This is a genomic window from Planctomicrobium limosum, assembly GCF_051465645.1.
Lineage (GTDB): Bacteria > Planctomycetota > Planctomycetia > Planctomycetales > Planctomycetaceae > Planctomicrobium.
The window spans coordinates 4,243,752-4,261,655 of the sequence record NZ_CP195790.1 but is presented as its reverse complement, the minus strand read 5'-3'; the positions used below and the strand labels follow the sequence as shown (position 1 = coordinate 4,261,655).

General features: G+C 52.4%; 13 protein-coding genes and 1 riboswitch. Of the genes, 6 read left to right on the top strand and 7 right to left on the bottom strand.

What is annotated here, in order from left to right:
* Positions 1-69: 69 nt before the first annotated feature.
* Both SH527x_RS16275 and mnmG read right to left on the bottom strand, forming a co-directional pair.
* On the bottom strand, positions 70-528 hold the full coding sequence (locus SH527x_RS16275; RefSeq protein WP_437191734.1) for a DUF1294 domain-containing protein: 459 nt from the start codon (positions 526-528) through the stop codon (positions 70-72).
* A 54-nt stretch (positions 529-582) separates the two neighbouring features.
* On the bottom strand, positions 583-2,469 hold the full coding sequence (gene mnmG / locus SH527x_RS16270; protein WP_437191733.1) for a tRNA uridine-5-carboxymethylaminomethyl(34) synthesis enzyme MnmG: 1,887 nt from the start codon (positions 2,467-2,469) through the stop codon (positions 583-585).
* A gap of 321 nt (positions 2,470-2,790) precedes the next feature.
* Between mnmG and SH527x_RS16265 the strand changes: the two genes are divergently transcribed.
* The gene (locus SH527x_RS16265; RefSeq protein WP_437191732.1) at positions 2,791-4,506 is read left to right on the top strand and encodes an FAD-dependent oxidoreductase; all 1,716 of its coding nucleotides are present in this window, start codon (positions 2,791-2,793) and stop codon (positions 4,504-4,506) included.
* A 29-nt stretch (positions 4,507-4,535) separates the two neighbouring features.
* Here the strand turns inward: SH527x_RS16265 and SH527x_RS16260 are convergent, their stop codons facing one another.
* The 5 genes from SH527x_RS16260 to SH527x_RS16240 all read right to left on the bottom strand — a co-directional run bounded on the left by SH527x_RS16260 (position 4,536) and on the right by SH527x_RS16240 (position 12,686).
* Positions 4,536-6,047, bottom strand: coding sequence for an FAD-dependent monooxygenase (locus tag SH527x_RS16260; protein WP_437191731.1), 1,512 nt, complete (start codon positions 6,045-6,047; stop codon positions 4,536-4,538).
* Positions 6,048-6,146: 99 nt separating this feature from the next.
* On the bottom strand, positions 6,147-7,490 hold the full coding sequence (locus tag SH527x_RS16255; protein ID WP_437194641.1) for a sulfatase family protein: 1,344 nt from the start codon (positions 7,488-7,490) through the stop codon (positions 6,147-6,149).
* 175 nt (positions 7,491-7,665) lie between these two features.
* Positions 7,666-8,733 carry a ribonucleotide-diphosphate reductase subunit beta gene (locus tag SH527x_RS16250; RefSeq protein ID WP_437191730.1) on the bottom strand — a complete coding sequence of 356 codons (1,068 nt, stop codon included), beginning with the start codon at positions 8,731-8,733 and terminating at the stop codon, positions 7,666-7,668.
* A 124-nt stretch (positions 8,734-8,857) separates the two neighbouring features.
* On the bottom strand, positions 8,858-11,683 hold the full coding sequence (locus tag SH527x_RS16245) for a ribonucleoside-diphosphate reductase subunit alpha (protein ID WP_437191729.1): 2,826 nt from the start codon (positions 11,681-11,683) through the stop codon (positions 8,858-8,860).
* 263 nt (positions 11,684-11,946) lie between these two features.
* Positions 11,947-12,192, bottom strand: a riboswitch (cobalamin riboswitch).
* Positions 12,193-12,314: 122 nt separating this feature from the next.
* Positions 12,315-12,686 (bottom strand): winged helix-turn-helix transcriptional regulator, encoded by a 372-nt coding sequence (locus tag SH527x_RS16240; RefSeq protein ID WP_437191728.1) that lies wholly within the window; start codon positions 12,684-12,686, stop codon positions 12,315-12,317.
* A 129-nt stretch (positions 12,687-12,815) separates the two neighbouring features.
* On the opposite strand from SH527x_RS16240, the gene SH527x_RS16235 reads away from it, so the two are divergent.
* The 5 genes from SH527x_RS16235 (at position 12,816) to SH527x_RS16215 (ending at position 17,884) form a co-directional block, all read left to right on the top strand.
* Positions 12,816-13,667 carry a pirin family protein gene (locus SH527x_RS16235; RefSeq protein ID WP_437191727.1) on the top strand — a complete coding sequence of 284 codons (852 nt, stop codon included), beginning with the start codon at positions 12,816-12,818 and terminating at the stop codon, positions 13,665-13,667.
* A gap of 199 nt (positions 13,668-13,866) precedes the next feature.
* Positions 13,867-14,826: an alpha/beta hydrolase gene (locus SH527x_RS16230; protein ID WP_437191726.1), complete on the top strand. Its 960-nt coding sequence runs from the start codon at positions 13,867-13,869 to the stop codon at positions 14,824-14,826.
* Between the two features lie 361 nt (positions 14,827-15,187).
* Positions 15,188-16,888, top strand: coding sequence for a sulfatase-like hydrolase/transferase (locus tag SH527x_RS16225; RefSeq protein WP_437191725.1), 1,701 nt, complete (start codon positions 15,188-15,190; stop codon positions 16,886-16,888).
* 151 nt (positions 16,889-17,039) lie between these two features.
* Positions 17,040-17,432 carry an ArsR/SmtB family transcription factor gene (locus SH527x_RS16220; protein ID WP_437191724.1) on the top strand — a complete coding sequence of 131 codons (393 nt, stop codon included), beginning with the start codon at positions 17,040-17,042 and terminating at the stop codon, positions 17,430-17,432.
* A complete protein-coding gene (locus tag SH527x_RS16215) occupies positions 17,429-17,884 on the top strand; it encodes a DUF6428 family protein (RefSeq protein ID WP_437191723.1) in 456 nt (151 codons plus the stop codon). Before SH527x_RS16220 ends, SH527x_RS16215 begins: the two co-directional genes overlap by 4 nt.
* Positions 17,885-17,904 lie beyond the last annotated feature (20 nt).

Genomic DNA, 17,904 nt, shown 5'->3' with positions numbered 1-17,904 from the left:
CAAAAAAAGCCGCAGGGAACATTAGTCCCAGCGGCTTTTTGTCGTTTGAACACAAATCACTAAGAAGCCTCAATGAGATCCTGAGGACGGGGTGGCGAGCATTCCCAGAATCGCATTTCGTAAAACTGGTTGGGAATACAGTACGAACGCCGCAACGTTCACCATGACGGTGAGACCAAAGAGAACCTGAAAGGATGATTTCGACGTTTTGTGACGAACGAGCCGCTGTGCGAGATATGCGCCGGGCCATCCACAACACAATCCAATGCTGAGGAGAGTGTTTTCAGGAACTCTTCGCCCCCCTTTCCCTGCTGCGTATTTATCAACGATGTAATAGCCAGCCGCGATGACGCTTACAGCCAAATAAAGAGAAGCGACATAGAACGGGACATGGCCGCTCCAGATCAAAAACCCCATGTAGCAGACAAATCCAATCAGAATGCTACCGATAAACCAGCCACTGCTCGGGCGTGAATTGGGTCGTCGTCCAGCTTGTGAGTTTCCGACATCTTTCGAAGGGCGATTCACGAATTTCACTCCAGATGAGACGAAAAATTCCCAGCACATCGAGCACAGGCAAAATCACATTCGCTCTGAATGCTCGCGGAGTTTTTTCGGCTCTTTGATATAGAGTGTCAGAATCGCGAGATCCGCCGGAGTGATGCCACTGATGCGACCAGCCTGTCCGAGGTCAGCAGGGCGAACTCGTGAAAACTTGTCCTTGGCTTCCGATCGCAATTGTGGAACCGCTTTGAAATCGAACGAAGCAGGAATCTTCATCGACTGCGTTTTGATTTGACGCTCGACATCCATCTGCTGTCGTTTCACATAGCCACTGTACTTCGTCTCGATCTCCACCTGCTGTTTTGCTCGTGGAGAAATTTCGAGACTCGCGACATCAGGCGACATCTCAGACAGATGTGACCACTCAATTTCCGGACGACGCAACCACTCTTCCAGCGTTGTTCCCTGATGCCGCGTCTTGCGAATCAGTTGAATCGCTCTCTCAACCTCGTCTTCATAATGCCGCCACTGACGGACACGTTCTGCATCGGCAAGGCCAATAGATTCCCCGATCGGAGTCAGGCGACGATCAGCATTGTCCTGACGCAACAGCAGTCGATACTCAGCTCGTGATGTAAACATGCGGTATGGTTCGTCGACGCCCTTGGTAACAAGGTCGTCAATCAGCACGCCGAGATATGCTTGCGAGCGATCCAGAACAAACGGGTCTTTCCCCTGCAGTTTCAGAACAGCGTTCACTCCGGCGATGAGTCCCTGTCCGCCTGCTTCTTCGTAGCCCGTCGTGCCGTTAATCTGCCCGGCAAAATACAACCCGGCGACACGTTTGGTTTCAAGAGTATTATACAGCTGAGTCGGTGGGGCAAAATCGTATTCGACCGCATAGCCGTAACGCATGATCTGTGCGTTCTCCAGCCCTCGGATCGAATGGATCATTGCCTCTTGAACATCGCGAGGGAGACTCGTCGAGATCCCATTGCAGTAATATTCGAGAGTATGTCGCCCCTCTGGTTCCAGAAAGATTTGATGGGAATCCTTCTCGGCAAACCGAACGACCTTATCTTCAATAGACGGGCAGTAACGAGGACCAGTTGACTGAATCTGACCGCTGTACATCGGAGCCCGATGCAAGTTGGCCTTAATCACGTCATGGACTCCAGCATTGGTTTCCGTCAGCCAGCAAGGAATCTGTTCCTGCTGAATACGCTCTGTCATGTAAGAGAACGGCGCTGGAACGTCATCGCCAGGCTGAATCTGTAAACTGGAGAAATCAATTGTCCTGCCATTGAGTCTGGCAGGTGTCCCGGTCTTGAATCGTTGCAGTTCAAAACCCAGTCGACGGAAGCAATCAGAAACAGTGCCGGTCGTCCCTTCACCTGCGCGGCCCCCGACAGTTTTCGCTTCTCCTGTATGCATGATTGCCTGGAGAAATGTTCCAGTCGTCACGATCACCGACTTGGCATGATAAACGGCGTTCCCACGGACTCGCACACCGGTGATGCGTGGTCGTTGTTCCAGCTCTGGTTCACGAATATCAACCGAGACTGGGTCTCCTTCGACCAGCAGTTCTTCCACCATCTCCTGAGCAAGCGTCAAGTTATCCTGTTGTTCGACGATCAGCTTCATCAGAAACTGATATGCCTTCTTGTCGGCTTGTGCACGAGGGCTCCACATGGCAGGGCCCTTGCCACTGTTCAGCATGCGGTATTGAATCCCGGTCGCGTCGATGCACTTGCCCATCTCGCCACCAAGGGCGTCAATCTCGCGAACGATCTGCCCCTTGGCCACACCCCCGATAGCTGGGTTGCAGCTCATTGCCCCAACCATATCGCAATTCATGGTGAGCAGTGCTGTCTTCGCTCCCAGACGAGCCGATGCCAATGCCGCTTCAATCCCGGCATGACCAGCCCCGATGACAATCACATCAAACTGATAGAACGAAGACATTGTTCTGAAAGACTTTACGAAAACGGCTCAAACTCAATTCGAATACACGTCTCCCCAAGATACCACAAGCGACGGCGGCTCCACCACAGAGCCGCCGTTTACGCAATCCGTGGCGATCTGAATCTCACATTGAATCCATCTGGAAACATGCAGGAAGTTCGCGAAGTAGCCATGCAGAAAATGATTCGTCAGAATACCTTTCATCTCATCAGACTGAATCGACACGAGATATTCTGCCCCCGTAATTGCACACGCAGCCTTTCGTCCGATTGAACGAGCTCTCGTTCTGTCGGCGTCACAGCAGGAAAGCAAGAGGTCGACATGACTTGGAATCGACGCGACGTTCTTCAAGCTTCGATGGCTGGCCTTGCAACTGCCTGGGGACTGTCCGGATCACGAACTCATGCTGCACCGCAAGCCGTGATTACAGGAGGACGACCCCGTGAGTTGAAAGCGGATGTTGTGATCATCGGGGCCGGGTTGGGCGGAGTCGCTGCCGCACTCGCTGCTCTGAGGAACCGTCTGCGCGTGATTCTCACAGAGCCAACAGACTGGATCGGTGGGCAACTGACATCACAAGCGGTCCCCCCTGATGAGCACATGCACATTGAAACTCATGGGGCGAACAAATCGTACCGCGAGTTCCGGGAACGCATCCGAGACTTTTATCGCCGCAACTATCCTCTGACGGATTTTGAAAAGAATAACCCCAAGCTGAACCCCGGTGGCGGAAGTGTTTCACGACTCTGCCACGAACCGCGCGTCGCTTTGGCCGTGTTGCAGGAGATGCTGGCCCCTTCGCTGGCAAACGGACAATGCACCTTATTGCTTGAGTGCGAGCCGGTCAGTGCGGATGTCACTGGTGATACGATCAACGCAGTTACGGTCGTGTCGTCTCGAACCGGCACACACTTTCACCTGCAGGCTCCTCAATTCATTGATGCAAGCGAACTTGGTGATCTCCTGCCGCTGACGAAGACTGAGTTCGTCATGGGAGCAGAATCGAAAGCTGACACGAAGGAGCTCCATGCTGCCGAGAAAGCAGAACCACTAAATCAACAGGCGTTCACGGTCTGCTTTGCGGCAGAGTATCGCCCCGGTGAGAACCATGTCATCGACCGTCCTGCTGAATACAATTTCTGGAGTGAGTACGTTCCAGATCTGACTCCGCCCTGGTCAGGGAAGTTACTCGACTATTCTTACTCGTACCCGCGAACGCTGGTTCCGAAGAAGCTCGACTTCGATCCGACTCTGAAACCGACCAAGGCACTGAACCTCTTTGTCTATCGCCAGATTATCTCTGCAAAACAATTCCTCCCAGGAAGCATTTTCGGCGACGTCACCTTGGTGAACTGGCCGCAGAACGACTATCTGCTCGGCCCGTTGGTCGGCGTCTCCAAAGAAGAAGCTGCCAAACATGTCGCTCGGGCAAAACAGTTGAGCCTTTCACTTCTCTACTGGCTGCAAACCGCTGCTCCCCGAGCTGACGGAGGAACCGGCTATCCCGAACTGCTGCTTCGCGCAGACATCATGGGAACAGAAGATGGACTCGCGAAGTACCCATACATTCGAGAAGCCCGACGCATTAAAGCTCTCTTCACGATCACCGAAGAACATGTGGGACGAGAGAATCGTGCATTGGTCACCAATGTCTCTCCGAAAGATGCGAAGCCTTTTGATTTTCAGGATTCGGTCGGCGTTGGTTATTACCACCTCGACCTCCATCCCAGCACTGGAGGCAACAACTATATCGACACGACTTCGCTGCCGTTCCAGATTCCATTGAAAGCACTCGTCCCGCAGCGTATGAAGAATCTGCTCGCTGCCTGTAAAAACATTGGCACGACGCATCTCTCCAATGGGTGCTATCGTCTGCATCCCGTCGAATGGGGCATCGGTGAAGCGGCTGGATGTCTGGCCGCTTACAACCATCTTCGTGAAACCACATCACATCAAATTGCAGAAACCCCCAAGCTGTTGGAATCGTTTCAGAAGGTGATTCGCGGTCAGGGCGTGGAAACACATTGGCCTGCATAGGCAGGACTCGTTCACACAATGAAAGTCGCTCAAACGCGCTGAACAACTTCCTGCATGTAACGACGCAGTTTGAGGGGGTCTCCAGTCTGATCGATCAAGGCGAGATAGCCATCAGGTCGAACCAGATAGAGACAGTCTTTGTGCAGGCCGGCATGCAGTGCATTGCCGGTCCATTCAAACACATGGAGAGCAAGCTGGAGTTCAGAACAGACCGCCTGCAATTCTCGATGAGGTGCTCCATAGATATGCACTTGCCAATCGAGTGATGACAACGCACCAAAATTATCTCCGTGTTTGCCGTTCACCCAAGGAAGGCGATCACCAGCACGAAGATGTCCGGCGGCTCCCTGACTCAAGGGGCTTTCGCGATACTGGATGCCAACTTGTGAAACCGTCCGAAAGAAAAAGCGACGGACCGTCTGAAACCGAAACAGTCGCGGAAGCATGGAGGGAACGACTCTGGTTCGTACCCAGCGAGCAATTCCTCCCGGCGAGGTGACGATGGTGAAGGCTCGATCGGTTGTCGCCACCAATTGACGAGCAAACGGAACGCGTTCTTCCTCATAGGTATCGAGCAACTTGGCATCTGCTTTTCCACGGAGAACCGCAGCGAGCTTCCAGGCAAGATTCACGGCATCGCCGATGCCTGTGTTCATCCCCTGCCCGCCAACAGGACTGTGAATATGCCCAGCGTCGCCCGCCAGAAACACCCGTCCGTAATGAAAGTTATCGGCGATACGATGGTGCACACGATATGTCGAGAACCAGTTCACCTTCTTCACGGTCAGATGGAGGTGCTCCAGCGTTCTTGATCTCACCGTATCAAAGTCCAGTGAGCGATCTTCTTTCAAAGCCGATGGATGAACGTTTCCAATGAGGCGAACACTCTTGTTCTCCCGCAGAGGGAACACGATCTGGATGTCGGACAGATCAATTGAAGCGTGCAATGCTCCTGTCGGGGCTGGCCCGTCGACTTCAACATCAGCAACGTAGAAAAGCCCTTCATAGGTCCCGCCGGAAAAACCAGTTCCCAGCGTCTCTCTGACGGTTGAACGTGCCCCATCACATCCAGCGAGATACTGTGCCTCACATTGTTCTTCCGATCCATCCACATGCTTCAGGATGGCAAGAACAGAGTCCACCTGTTGTTCAAATCGAACGAGTTCGGTTTCACGTTCGACCTGAACTCCCAGTTCTGCAAGACGATCAATCAGAAGCCGCTCGTGGGCATCCTGCGGATAGACCAAAGCGAACGGATACGGAGTCAAGCCGGTCGCGATACGCTTCAATTGCAGGTTCGCGGTCGGTTTGCCACGGACCCAGAGATTCACCTTGTCAACCTGAATGCCCTCTTTCACAACGGCATCAGCAAACCCGAGTTGATGATAAAATTCCAGAGTGCGTCCATGAATAATCATCGCGCGCGACGTCGTTCCTGGCTCTACAGCTTTATCAACAATGCGAATATCAATGCCCTGACGCTTCAGGCAGATTGCCAGCACCAGACCTGTCGGGCCTGCTCCAACAATTAGGACTGGCACTGAATTCTTCAAACACGCCTCACTGAATCAATCGATAAGAGCAGAGGTCGACCTGGGCCGATTCGGAAACAATCACCAACCGAGCGTGTCAGAGACACACTATTCAACTGGCGCCTGAACGACAGTACGTGCCTCAATCATGCGCTGATTCAGATTGGCTCGTACCTCTTTGTACTTGTCGTCAGAAATCAGATTATTCTCTTCGAAAGGATCGACTTTCAGGTGATAAAGTTCTTCCGTTTCGAACTCTGGCCAATGAATGTATTTCCATTCCTTTGAAACGATCGCCTCTGAACTCGGAATAAAGTTCTTGTCGCGAATAGTTGGGTGTTCGTAATAGAACTCCTGCCTCCACTCAGGAACTGATTCAGAGAGATACAACTTGGAGAAATCCTTCCCTTGCATTCCTTTAGGTGCCGGAATTTTTGCTGCAGCCAGCATCGACGGAGCAAGATCGACGTTTAATGTCAGTGCGTCGTTCGTCGTTCCGACATTCTTCTTGAGCATGCGTGGATCTCGAACAATCAACGGCACCCGAATACTCTCTTCATACGGGTACCACTTATCGGCCAATCCATGTTCCCCATGGAAGTATCCATTGTCGGTTGAGAAGATCACGAGCGTGCGATCCAGCACTCCTTGTTGTTCCAACTCCTTCATCACTCGACCGACGACCGTATCGACCTCGGTGACGAGTCGATAGTAATTCTTCATGTACTGCTGGTAACGGTCCGGGGTATCAAACCGCCAATGCCAGCGATTGCGACCTTCGTTCTGCCGGTTCGCGATGAACGGAGGCAACCGGTTAAAGAACTCATCCCCAGCCGTCTTGGGAGTCGGCACGACAACATCGGTATACAGCGACATACTCTCTGGCTGAGGCAGGTATTGCAGCGGATTATTGTCGACGGCGTGCACGCCGCTGAATGTCAGACTCAAACAGAATGGCTTGTCCTGAGGCCGCGTCCGCAGGAATTCAAGCGCATTCTGTTCGTCCTGTTGTGTCATGTGAATCTGCGAACCGTCAGGCAGTTTGCGCCAATGGCCTCCCGATCCAATGCGTGCAAAGTCGAAAATCTCAGGCTTCGCTTTCCCTGTGAACCACTTGCCAACGAGACCTGTGTAATACCCGTTTTCACGCAGCAATACGGGGTACGTTTCTTTCCACGGGGTCTTGAAATCCGTAAACCCGTAGTTGCCGTGTCGCGACATCCATTGTCCTGTCAGAAGCGTCGCGCGACTGACTCCGCAAATGGAAGTGGTGACATTGTTGTGAGTGAACCGTACTCCTTCCTTCGCCAGTTGATCCAGCGACGGAGTCTTCACCACAGGGTTCCCGGCACATCCAAGAGTGTCGTGACGCCAATCATCTGCGTAGAGAAGAACGATATTCAACGGTTCATCTGCACGACAGGTATCGTTCAACAGAACAATACCTGTCATGGCAAACGTAAAGCCGAGCAACCAGCAGTAAACACGAGAGGAGACACGCAAGCACATCATGATAAAACCAGTCTGATCACGTCATGGCGAACAGTGAAACAACGACTGGTTTGAATCTTGACCTGACCTATCAGCGAATTCAACGGTTGACCGAAACTTCTTCAACTGGCACCGACTAATCCCAACTGAGAGTGGACGCACTCTGATACTCGGTCACTCTGGTTTCGAAGAAGTTCTTTTCCTTAGAAAGATCGATCGTCTCGCTCATCCATGGAAACGGGTTCGAAGATCCATATTGGGTGGGTAAGCCAATTCGTTCGAGACGTCGATCAGCAATGAACTGCACATAATCACGGAACAGATCAGCGTTCAATCCCAAGACTCCACGCGGCAAGACATCGCGTGCATAATCGACTTCGATTTCAACGGCATGCTTCACCCGATCGATCATCGCCTGCTGAAATTCCGGAGTCCATAACTCGGGATTTTCGCTGCGAATCCCGTTAATCAGGTCGATCCCGAAGTTCAAATGAATCGACTCGTCTCGCAGAATGTACTGAAACTGCTCGCCGATTCCGGTCATGATGTTTCGGCGATGGAACGAGAGCACCATGACGAACCCTGTATAGAAGAAGACCCCTTCCATAATCAGGTAGTAGCCGATCAGGTTCTTCAGGAATGTCTGAGCCCCTTCGAACGTACTTGTCGTAAAGTTCGGATCCAGAATTTCAGCAGTCAGTTCCATTTCCAGTTCATCCTTGCGAGCGATCGCAGGAACTTCGTGGTACATGTTAAAAACTTCACCTTCATTGAGCCCCAGACTCTCAACGATATACAGGAACGTGTGAGAGTGGATTGCCTCTTCAAATGCCTGCCGCAACAGGTACTGACGGCACTCCGCATTCGTCAGATGGCGGAAGATCGCCAACACGAGATTGTTACCGACCAGACTTTCAGCAGTTGCGAAGAAGCCCAAATTACGCAGGATGACGCGACGTTCATCTTCCGTCAGCTTACTCGACTTCCACGTTTCGATATCCTTATGCATCGGGACTTCGGTGGGCATCCAATGGTTTGCGCAACCATTTACATAATGCTCCCATGCCCATTGATACTTCAGTGGCATCAACTGGTTCACATCGACCTGATGGCAGTTAATGAGTCGCTTTTCACTCGCCTTCACTCGCCCTGAGGCACGATCATTTCCAAACAACGTTTCGTGCGAATTTATTGAGAGTTCCATCGAGGATGGGCTTTCTGAATCAAAATGGATTTCGCCGGAGTGCAGATCGAAATCCGAAGAAGCAAGGGGCCTTGAACGCGCCCCTTGTGGGATATGACAGGAGGATCAAGCGAGTTGATCCGACTTATTGACACGCTTCACAAGTCGGGTCATCAATCCGGCAGGCAGAGACTTCCAGACTCTCTTCCCTGCGAATTTCCACATCACTCGACGCACTGCGATTTTTCATCCATTTCGGCTGAACGCCAAATCGGTTGATATCGAGTGTCGACTTCTCCACCTGAGTCGCTGCCAGAGTTCGCAGGTAGTACGTCGTCTTCAGGCCTTTCTGCCAGGCCAGCATGTACATCTCATGCATCTTGCGACCACTTGGTTCAGCAAGATACAGGTTCAGCGACTGACCTTGATCGATCCATTTCTGACGCCGCGCCGCACATTCGATGATCCACTTCGGTTCAACCTCGAATGCGGTCAGATACCGCTGCCGGATCGCTAATGGGATGCGGCCGATGTTCTGAACCGAGCCATCGTAGTACTTCAGTTCATCCAGCATCTGTGAATCCCACAGCCCCAGTTCTTTCAGTTCGGCAACGAGTGCTTCACTGACCTGAGTGAACTCGCCAGACAAATTACTCTTCGCATAGAGATGCTTGTAAGAAGGCTCAATTGACTGGGATGTCCCGACAATCGTGGAGATCGTGGCGGTCGGAGCAATCGCCAGCACATTGCTGTTTCGCATACCATGCTGTGCGACAGAATCGCGAACAACCTGCCAATCCATTGTCGAATTGGAATCCAGCGGAATCGGCTCGCCTCGCTCCTCGACCAGCAATTGCAGCGTATCAATCGGAAGCAGCCCGCGATGCCACTTCGAACCTTCATAGCTTTGATAAGTTCCGCGATCTTTCGCCAGCTGAGATGACGCGAGTAAGGCGAAGTAAGAAATCGCTTCCATGCTGCGGTCAGCAAAAGTGACGGCTGCATCGCTGGCATAGCTAATTCCCAACGCACAGATCGCATCCTGAAACCCCATAATTCCCAAACCGACTGGCCGATGCCGACGATTCGAGTTCTCCGCTTCCTTCGTCGGGTAATAGTTAATATCAATCACGTTATCGAGCATCCGCACGGCCACGGTGACGGTTTCTTGAAGTCGCTGTAGATCGAGTTGACCATCTTTGAGATGTTCCGCGAGATTGATCGAACCGAGATTACAGACGGCGGTTTCATCGACCGAGGTGTTCAGCAGAATCTCGGTGCAGAGATTACTGCTATGCACAACTCCTGCGTGATCCTGCGGAGAGCGAATGTTGGACGGATCTTTGAACGTCACCCACGGATGACCGGTCTCGAAAAGACGCGTCAGCATCTTCCTCCACAAGTCTGCAGCGGGAATTCTGCGGAAAAGATCAATCTCTCCATCGTCCGCCATTCGCTCGTAATATTCGTAGCGTTCTTCGAACCGCTTGCCATACAGGTCGTGCAGATCGCTCACTTCGTCAGGACTGAACAGCGTCCATTGCCCGTTCTGACGCACCCGTTTCATGAACAGATCAGGTATCCAGTTGGCGGTGTGCATGTCATGAGTGCGTCGACGATCGTCCCCTGTGTTCTTGCGCAGGTCGAGAAACTCTTCGATATCGAGATGCCAGGTTTCAAGGTAACTGCAAACGGCCCCCTTGCGCTTGCCCCCCTGATTCACTGCCACAGCCGCGTCGTTCACGACTTTCAGGAATGGAATCACTCCCTGACTCTTTCCATTCGTTCCGTGAATATGTGCATTCGTCGCCCGCACGTTCGTCCAGTCATTCCCTAATCCACCAGCCCATTTCGACAGCATGGCGTTATCAGAAACGACTTTGAAGATATGCATCAGATCGTCGTCGACCGTGCTCAAATAGCAGGAGCTGAGCTGTGGATGCGGGGTCCCAGAATTAAAGAGCGTTGGAGTCGCCGACGTGAATCGAAACTCCGAGAGCACGTTATAAAACTCGATCGCGCGTTCTTCGCGATTTGTTTCACGCAACGCCAACCCCATCGCCACCCGCATCCAAAAGTATTGCGGTGTCTCGATACGACGCCCGTTCACATGCAGCAGGTAACGATCATAAATCGCCTGAGCTCCCAAATACCGGAAACGATGGTCTCTCTCCGGTCGCATCGCCTGAGCAAGTTTTTCGAGATCGAATGACCGAAGATCCGATGTCAATCTTCCGGCGCGAATTCCATCAATGATGTAATGCTCAAACTGATCCTGATGGAGTTTTTCCAGTGACCTCGCGTCAGGAACTTGCCCGAGCGCTTCCTGATAAATCACATTCAACATCAGACGCGCCGCAACAACGTCATAGGCGGGATCACGTTCAATGCGGGAACGAGCAGCCAAGATCTGCGCCCGATAGATCTCGCGAATCGAGATTCCATCAAACACGGATCGAAGAACTTCCTCTGCCAGTTCTTCAACGTCCACGACCAACTCATGATCCCGGGCGGCCTCTGACAATCGCTTCAACACACGCCGCGAATCGAATGGAACCCGAGTCCCGTCTTCGAGCACCACATGCACCTGCGGTGGAGCTTCCGCGAGGGGGACTTCACCGCGAATCGCCCGCATCTTGGCATGTTCTGAACGATAGATGATGTATCGCCGCGCTGCCCGATAGTGACCGCGAGCCATCAACCCCATTTCGACAAGATCTTGAATTCTCTCGACATCAATCCCCGCCTCGGCCCCGGTTGCTTGACCAGACAACGGACCAAGATCGTCGACGACGGACCTGAGTACGCTGGTCACATCCCGAAGAACATCTTCATCGAGAGGCTGGCCTGTGCTGAGCTTCAGTTCTGCGCGGAACGCATTCGAAATCGCATTCTGAATGCGTTCCAGTTCGAACGGGACACTGCGACCATCTCGTTTACGGACAATCCATTCGTGAGGGGCACGAACCATGTGAGAGAACTCCTCTCCGCATCACTCCGATGCGGACTGACGGCATGCCAGAACGAACCCGGCCATTGCGATACGAGGAGTGTGCGCAAAGATCTTCACAGGACATACGATGCAAGACCGGCCACAGAAGTGACTCTGGTCCACGTGCCTGATCAAAGCGCGCAGCAATTAACAGCAGCATCCCCGACCGCCCTTTCCCGAGAAGGTTCGGCAGATAAGAAACCTGATCCGATGGCATCAGCCATCGATGAACTTCAACAAATCAGGTCACTCAGCCACTGGCAGGTCTTCGGACTTGCGGACTTGTTTTGATCGTGAGACCAACAAACACCTACTGGCCATCGCTTCCCAGCAAACTCCAACCCATCAAAGGGGTTCGGAGATTCACCAGTGCTTCATGATGGCGGTCGTTTCCGCTTTACCGCTGCGGGGCAGTTCCGGATTTCCACCGGATTCCCTCTTATCGAGACCACCATCTCTAGTGGTCAACCAGCAACGGAGCCCAGCATATCGTGACAGGCCTTTAAGTCAATCCAGAGTTGTGGAATCCCGGAAACATGCAGATCAGTCACCGGAGGAGTTCAACAGATGCAGCATCTGGAATGATCAGTGCTCAAAGAAACGCTTCAGTTCACCCCTTCGATCGACGCGACGCCTGCGAGTGTTGAACCTTTTCCAGCTGTGCTCCCCACTCGTGCATCGCCTGCAAGACCGGTTCAAGTTGCCTGCCCAACGGAGTCAATGAATACTCGACCTTGGGGGGAATCTCCTGATACACAAAGCGATCGATGACACCGCTCTTTTCCAACTCGCGCAACTGTCGAGTCAACGTACGTGCAGAAATGCCGCCCAGCAGACGGGTCAATTCTCCGAAACGCTGCTTCCCTTTGAGCAGATGGAAGATCACAAGAACTTTCCAGCGACCACCAATCGCGGCAAGTGTCGTTTCAACGAAGCACTCGGCGGACTTCTTAACGCTCTTCCGGGAAGTGGTGGATGCCATATTACTATCTTTGATGTTAGTAACTTACAATTTCGCCAGTACTTGAATTGTTGCCGGGTGGTGTTCAAATAGCAACAGCGTCACCCTGACGTGAAAGAGTCAGTCTGACAAGCAATCAAGGATCACATCATGAAGGCCGTTCAAAATGTCATTCGAAATGTCGGACAGCACTGGGTCGGCGATGGCTTCCCCGTGCGCAGTCTGTTTTCATATGCCGGTGGAAATCAGTTTGATCCATTCCTGCTGCTCGACTATGCCGGTCCACACAAATTCGGGCCAGCGGAAGCACATCGGGGCGTAGAAGAACATCCCCATCGTGGCTTTGAAACTGTCACCATCGTCTATCAAGGCGAACTTGAACATCGTGATTCTTCAGGAAGTCATGGGTTCATCGGTCCAGGCGATGTCCAGTGGATGACAGCCGCATCCGGAGTTGTTCACGAAGAGTTCCACAGCGAGCGGTTCACTCAGGAAGGAGGCACGTTGGAGATGGTGCAACTCTGGGTGAACCTTCCAGCCAGTGTGAAAATGTCTCCAACGAGATATCAGGAACTGCCGGCATCCAAGATACCGACACTTGTTTTTCCCGGCTGGAACCTGAGGGTCATTGCCGGAAACCATGGAGGAACAACGGGTCCAGCCCAGACGTTTTCCCCGATCAATGCCTGGGACATCCAGATCACTGAGGCAACGAACTTCGATCTCGCGCTACCAGATGGACACACCTCGTTGATCATCGTGCAATCAGGGGCGGTTCGCGTGAATGAAACTCCAGTTCAAGCAGTCGAAGTCGCGGTGCTTAATCGTTCCGGGACCAAGGTCACCGTTCAATCTGACTCACCAGCAAGACTGCTGGTTCTGACCGGGGAACCAATCGGCGAACCGGTTGTTGGACAAGGACCATTCGTGATGAACACGCGTGAAGAAATTCAACAAGCGATTGTCGATTACCGATCCGGCCGGATGGGCCAATTGCACTGAGTCCAACGTTACCTCTGATCAATTCTCTTCAACAAAAATCCCGGTCGCTGTTACTGCAACAGTTACCGGGATTTGCTTCGTCAACGGGGTCAATGACTTCAATGAATCTCAAGATTTTCGGGTTGCATCTTGTCCTTGCTCACCTACCGTCGAAGGACAGTCGCTGAATGAGAGATGTCCGCTTTTCTTTGAGGATCCCATGGCTGCGAACCAGAACAAACCTGCCGTCGAACCACAAACGCAGGCCTTTCTTGATTCACTGTCAGGAGCCCCTCCTCTTCACACGTTGTCATACTCTGAGGCACACGACGTCCTGACGGACCTCCAGTCGAATCCGGTTAAAATCCTCGACGCACAGATCAAAGATGTACAGTGGCCAGTTGGGCCTACCGGGTCGACACGGATTCGAATTATCCGCCCACTCAACAAACAGAATCAGATCCTGCCTGTCATTCTCTACACCCACGGAGGCGGGTGGATTCTTGGTAACAAGATCACTCACGACCGCCTTGTGCGTGAGCTTGCCGTCGAAGTCGACGCGGCGGTTGTCTTTGTTGATTACCTCAATGCACCGGAAGCTAAGCACCCCACACAGATTGAACAGTCATATGGGGCACTTGAATACCTTGTTGAACATGCTGCTGATCTCAACATCGACGCAACGCGTATCGCAATTGTTGGCGACAGCGTTGGAGGAGCGATGGCCGCTGCCTTGACGCTGCTGGCGAAACAACGAGGCGGCCCGCACATCAGCTACCAGGTTCTCTTCTATCCAGTCACAGACTTCGCTTCTGACAACGACTCCTATAAGCAGTTTGCTGATGGCCCTTGGCTGACAGAGAAAACAATGCGATGGATGTTTGAAGCTCAAGGACTGAACGGCTCGGAAAACAACATTGCTTACCCAAACCGGTCAACACGAGAACAACTGGAAGGTCTCCCCAACGCGTTAATCATCACTGACGACGATATTCTGCGAGACGAAGGCGAGAGCTATGGCCGCGAGTTGGCCGCAGCTGGAGTCCGTGTCGCGGCCGTGCGATATCTCGGGACGATCCACGACTTCGTAATGCTCAACGCCATCCACGACACACCTGCTGCCCGCAGTGCAGTTGCCCTGGCAATTGACCATCTGCAGGACGCATTCAATCCACAATAAGGTGACACCTGCAGTGAACAGATGAACTTTGAAAGAACGAAGAACGATTACTTCGCCCCTTTCGGAACATCGAAGTTCAAACTGTTCGTCTTGCCTGAATTGTAATGATTCACGGCTCCGTCCCCGCCGCAGCAAGATTTTCGCAACCAATTACCATCGCTAACTTTACAGACTACACACAAAACAATAAGATATCATTTTCGGCCTGACGAACATTCTATGCACGACCCGGTCGTTGTTATATTTAACTTCGTGTGATACTGTACCCCAACACGATGCCCAATTGTCCCTTTCCGAGACCGGCGGAGGAGTCGCCAAATTCTCAGATAGGACATTTCCTTCAAGGACTCGCAGCATTCACATGACATCACGTTTCCGGCATTTTGCATTCACTCTCGCTGTGGCACTGGTATGGATCGGACAGTCCTGCTTTGCCGCTGATCGTCCGAACGTGCTTCTGATTTGTGTCGACGACCTGAAGCCTCAAATCGGGTGTTACGGTGATAAGTTTGCCAAGACCCCAAACATCGACGCCCTGTCCAAGTCGTCAGTTCGCTTTGAACAGGCATATTGCAACCAGGCGGTCTGTTCCCCTTCACGGAACTCACTGCTGACAGGCCTGCGACCACAAACGGTCGGGATCTACAACCTCGGAACTAACTTTCGAGCATATGACCCTAATACCGTTTCACTGCCTCAGTTGTTTAAGAACAACGGCTGGAGAACAGAGGGCGTTGGTAAGATCTTCCACTTCGGTCACGGCAACCATGAAGACCCTGCGTCATGGAGCGTTCCACATTGGCATGCAAATGTCGTTTCCTATGGTGAAGGAAAAGAGAAGAAGCCTGAAGAGCTCACACGCGAAGAGGCACTCTTCTCAAACCTGCCGGCTGCAAATCGTCCAAGAGGCCTTGCCGTTAAGGCGAGTGATGCTGAAGACAATACCTACCCTGATGGTCTCATTGCCGCGGAAGCAATCAAACGCCTCCAGGCCGCAAGCAACAAAGAGGATGAACCGTTCTTCCTCGCAGTCGGCTTTGTCAAACCGCACCTTCCGTTCGTTGCTCCGAAGAAGTATTGGGACCTCTACGACCGCAGCAGCCTCCCACTTCCAGAAGTCCGCGAAGCACCAGAAGGAGCTCCCGCCTACGCCGCAACAAACTTTGGGGAACTGCGCCAATACAAGGGAATTCCAGAGAATGGGCCGATCAGCGATAACCTGACCCGCGAACTGATTCATGGATATTATGCGGCGACCAGCTACATGGACGCCCAACTTGGAAAAGTGCTCGCTGAACTTGATCGACTCGATTTGCGAAAGAATACCATCGTCGTCTTATGGGGCGATCATGGGTGGCATCTCGGTGACCATGGCATGTGGTGCAAGCACAGCAACTACGAACAGGCCACACGCATCCCAGTGCTTGTTTCGGTTCCCGGGTTGGCCACTGGAGCAACAAAATCGTTTCTCGAAACCGTCGACATCTATCCGACGCTCGCAGAACTGGCCGGGCTGACTCCCCCACAGAATCTGGACGGACGCAGCTTCGCTTCCACACTGAAAGACCCGAAGCAACCGACCAAGGACCATGTCATCAGCGTTTACCCGAGAACCCCGAGAGACAAGGGACACATTCTTGGACGTGCTATCCGCACAGACAGATACCGATTCGTCGAGTGGAAAGCGATCGGAGCAGCACCAGAGACCGCCGAACTTGAGTTGTACGACTATGTCGATGATCCTCTGGAAACGAAGAATCTCGCCAGCGCCAGACCGGAGACCGTCGCCGAACTTCGAAAGATTTTGTCGACTCACCCTGAAGCGAAGCCGCCGCTCAATGTTCCAGCTGCCGCCAGCAAGCCATCAGGCAACAACCGCAACCAAGTGTTCGATCAACGTGACACCAACAAAGACGGCAAGCTGAGCCGCGAAGAGTTTCTGGCTCATCAACCTGATCCCAAACAGGCCCCCGCTCGCTTTGATCGCTTTGATGTCAACAAAGATGGTGTCCTGAGCCGCGATGAATTCGTCACACAAGGCAAAACTCGCGAGTCCAAATAGAACACGCCGTTCGCTTTGACTTGACCTTTTAACAGCACGAAAGCCTCTGACGAAATGTCAGGGGCTTTTCTTGTTTCCAGTTCGAGTTCAAACTGGACTTGACCAACACGAATACACCACGTAGTGTAACAGTGAAATAGAAAGGCGGGAGATGTCACAGAGAAACTCGGATTATGAACTCACCTGCTGCGGCAAGCCGGACTTAAAGAATCGTCCTTTGCTTTCTCCGATCGAGGCAGGTGGACTCGCAGCGGTTTTCAAGGTGCTCGCGAACGACACCCGTTTGCGGTTGTTACACGCGCTTGTGAGAGCAGACGAACTCTGTGTTTCAGAACTTGCTTCATCAGTTGGAATGAAGGCCCAAGCTGTTTCGAATCAGCTGCAGCGGCTTTCTGATCTTGGAATTCTGGCTTCACGCCGTGACGGAAACAATATCCGTTATCGGGTAGTTGACCTTTGCGTTCGTTCGCTACTGGACCAGGCACTTTGCCTTATGGAAGAAGTGTCTGACCGAAAGCAGGAAATAGGAGTAATCAAGCAATGACCCTCAGTGATCTTATTGCCATTTTGTCGGCCACTCCGGATGCACCAGTCCATTGCGTACTACCGGATGCCTCCTTTGTCCCGGCCCACTTCCACATCACCGAAATCGGCAGAGTCAGAAAAGATTTCGTTGATTGCGGGGGCACAGTTCGCCACTCAGAAAACTGCACTCTGCAAGTCTGGGTCGCCAATGACTTGGAACACCGTCTGGGCTCATCCAAGCTTTTCAAAATTATCAATAAAGGATTAAGCCTATTTAGCACGACGACGCTTCCGCTTGAAGTTGAGTACGACAACGGGGTGATTTCACAGTACCCAGTGTTGCAAGTAGAAGTGAAAGACTCAGGAATCGTTCTGCAACTTGGGACCAAGCACACAGCATGCCTCGCCCCTGACCTTTGTGGAGTCGACCTCAACTCCGACACCTCATGCTGCCCACCCGGTTGCTGTTGATCTGATTAAATCCCGAACAC

What these genes read in the sequence shown, in the direction of transcription:
- SH527x_RS16235 (WP_437191727.1), top strand. Translation starts at nt 12,816, where the DNA reads ATGAAGGCCGTTCAAAATGTCATTCGAAATGTCGGACAGCACTGGGTC.
- SH527x_RS16250 (WP_437191730.1), bottom strand. Translation starts at nt 8,733, where the DNA reads ATGGAACTCTCAATAAATTCGCACGAAACGTTGTTTGGAAATGATCGT.
- SH527x_RS16225 (WP_437191725.1), top strand. Translation starts at nt 15,188, where the DNA reads ATGACATCACGTTTCCGGCATTTTGCATTCACTCTCGCTGTGGCACTG.
- SH527x_RS16230 (WP_437191726.1), top strand. Translation starts at nt 13,867, where the DNA reads ATGGCTGCGAACCAGAACAAACCTGCCGTCGAACCACAAACGCAGGCC.
- SH527x_RS16255 (WP_437194641.1), bottom strand. Translation starts at nt 7,490, where the DNA reads ATGACAGGTATTGTTCTGTTGAACGATACCTGTCGTGCAGATGAACCG.
- SH527x_RS16220 (WP_437191724.1), top strand. Translation starts at nt 17,040, where the DNA reads ATGTCACAGAGAAACTCGGATTATGAACTCACCTGCTGCGGCAAGCCG.
- SH527x_RS16265 (WP_437191732.1), top strand. Translation starts at nt 2,791, where the DNA reads ATGACTTGGAATCGACGCGACGTTCTTCAAGCTTCGATGGCTGGCCTT.
- mnmG (WP_437191733.1), bottom strand. Translation starts at nt 2,469, where the DNA reads ATGTCTTCGTTCTATCAGTTTGATGTGATTGTCATCGGGGCTGGTCAT.
- SH527x_RS16240 (WP_437191728.1), bottom strand. Translation starts at nt 12,686, where the DNA reads ATGGCATCCACCACTTCCCGGAAGAGCGTTAAGAAGTCCGCCGAGTGC.
- SH527x_RS16245 (WP_437191729.1), bottom strand. Translation starts at nt 11,683, where the DNA reads ATGGTTCGTGCCCCTCACGAATGGATTGTCCGTAAACGAGATGGTCGC.
- SH527x_RS16215 (WP_437191723.1), top strand. Translation starts at nt 17,429, where the DNA reads ATGACCCTCAGTGATCTTATTGCCATTTTGTCGGCCACTCCGGATGCA.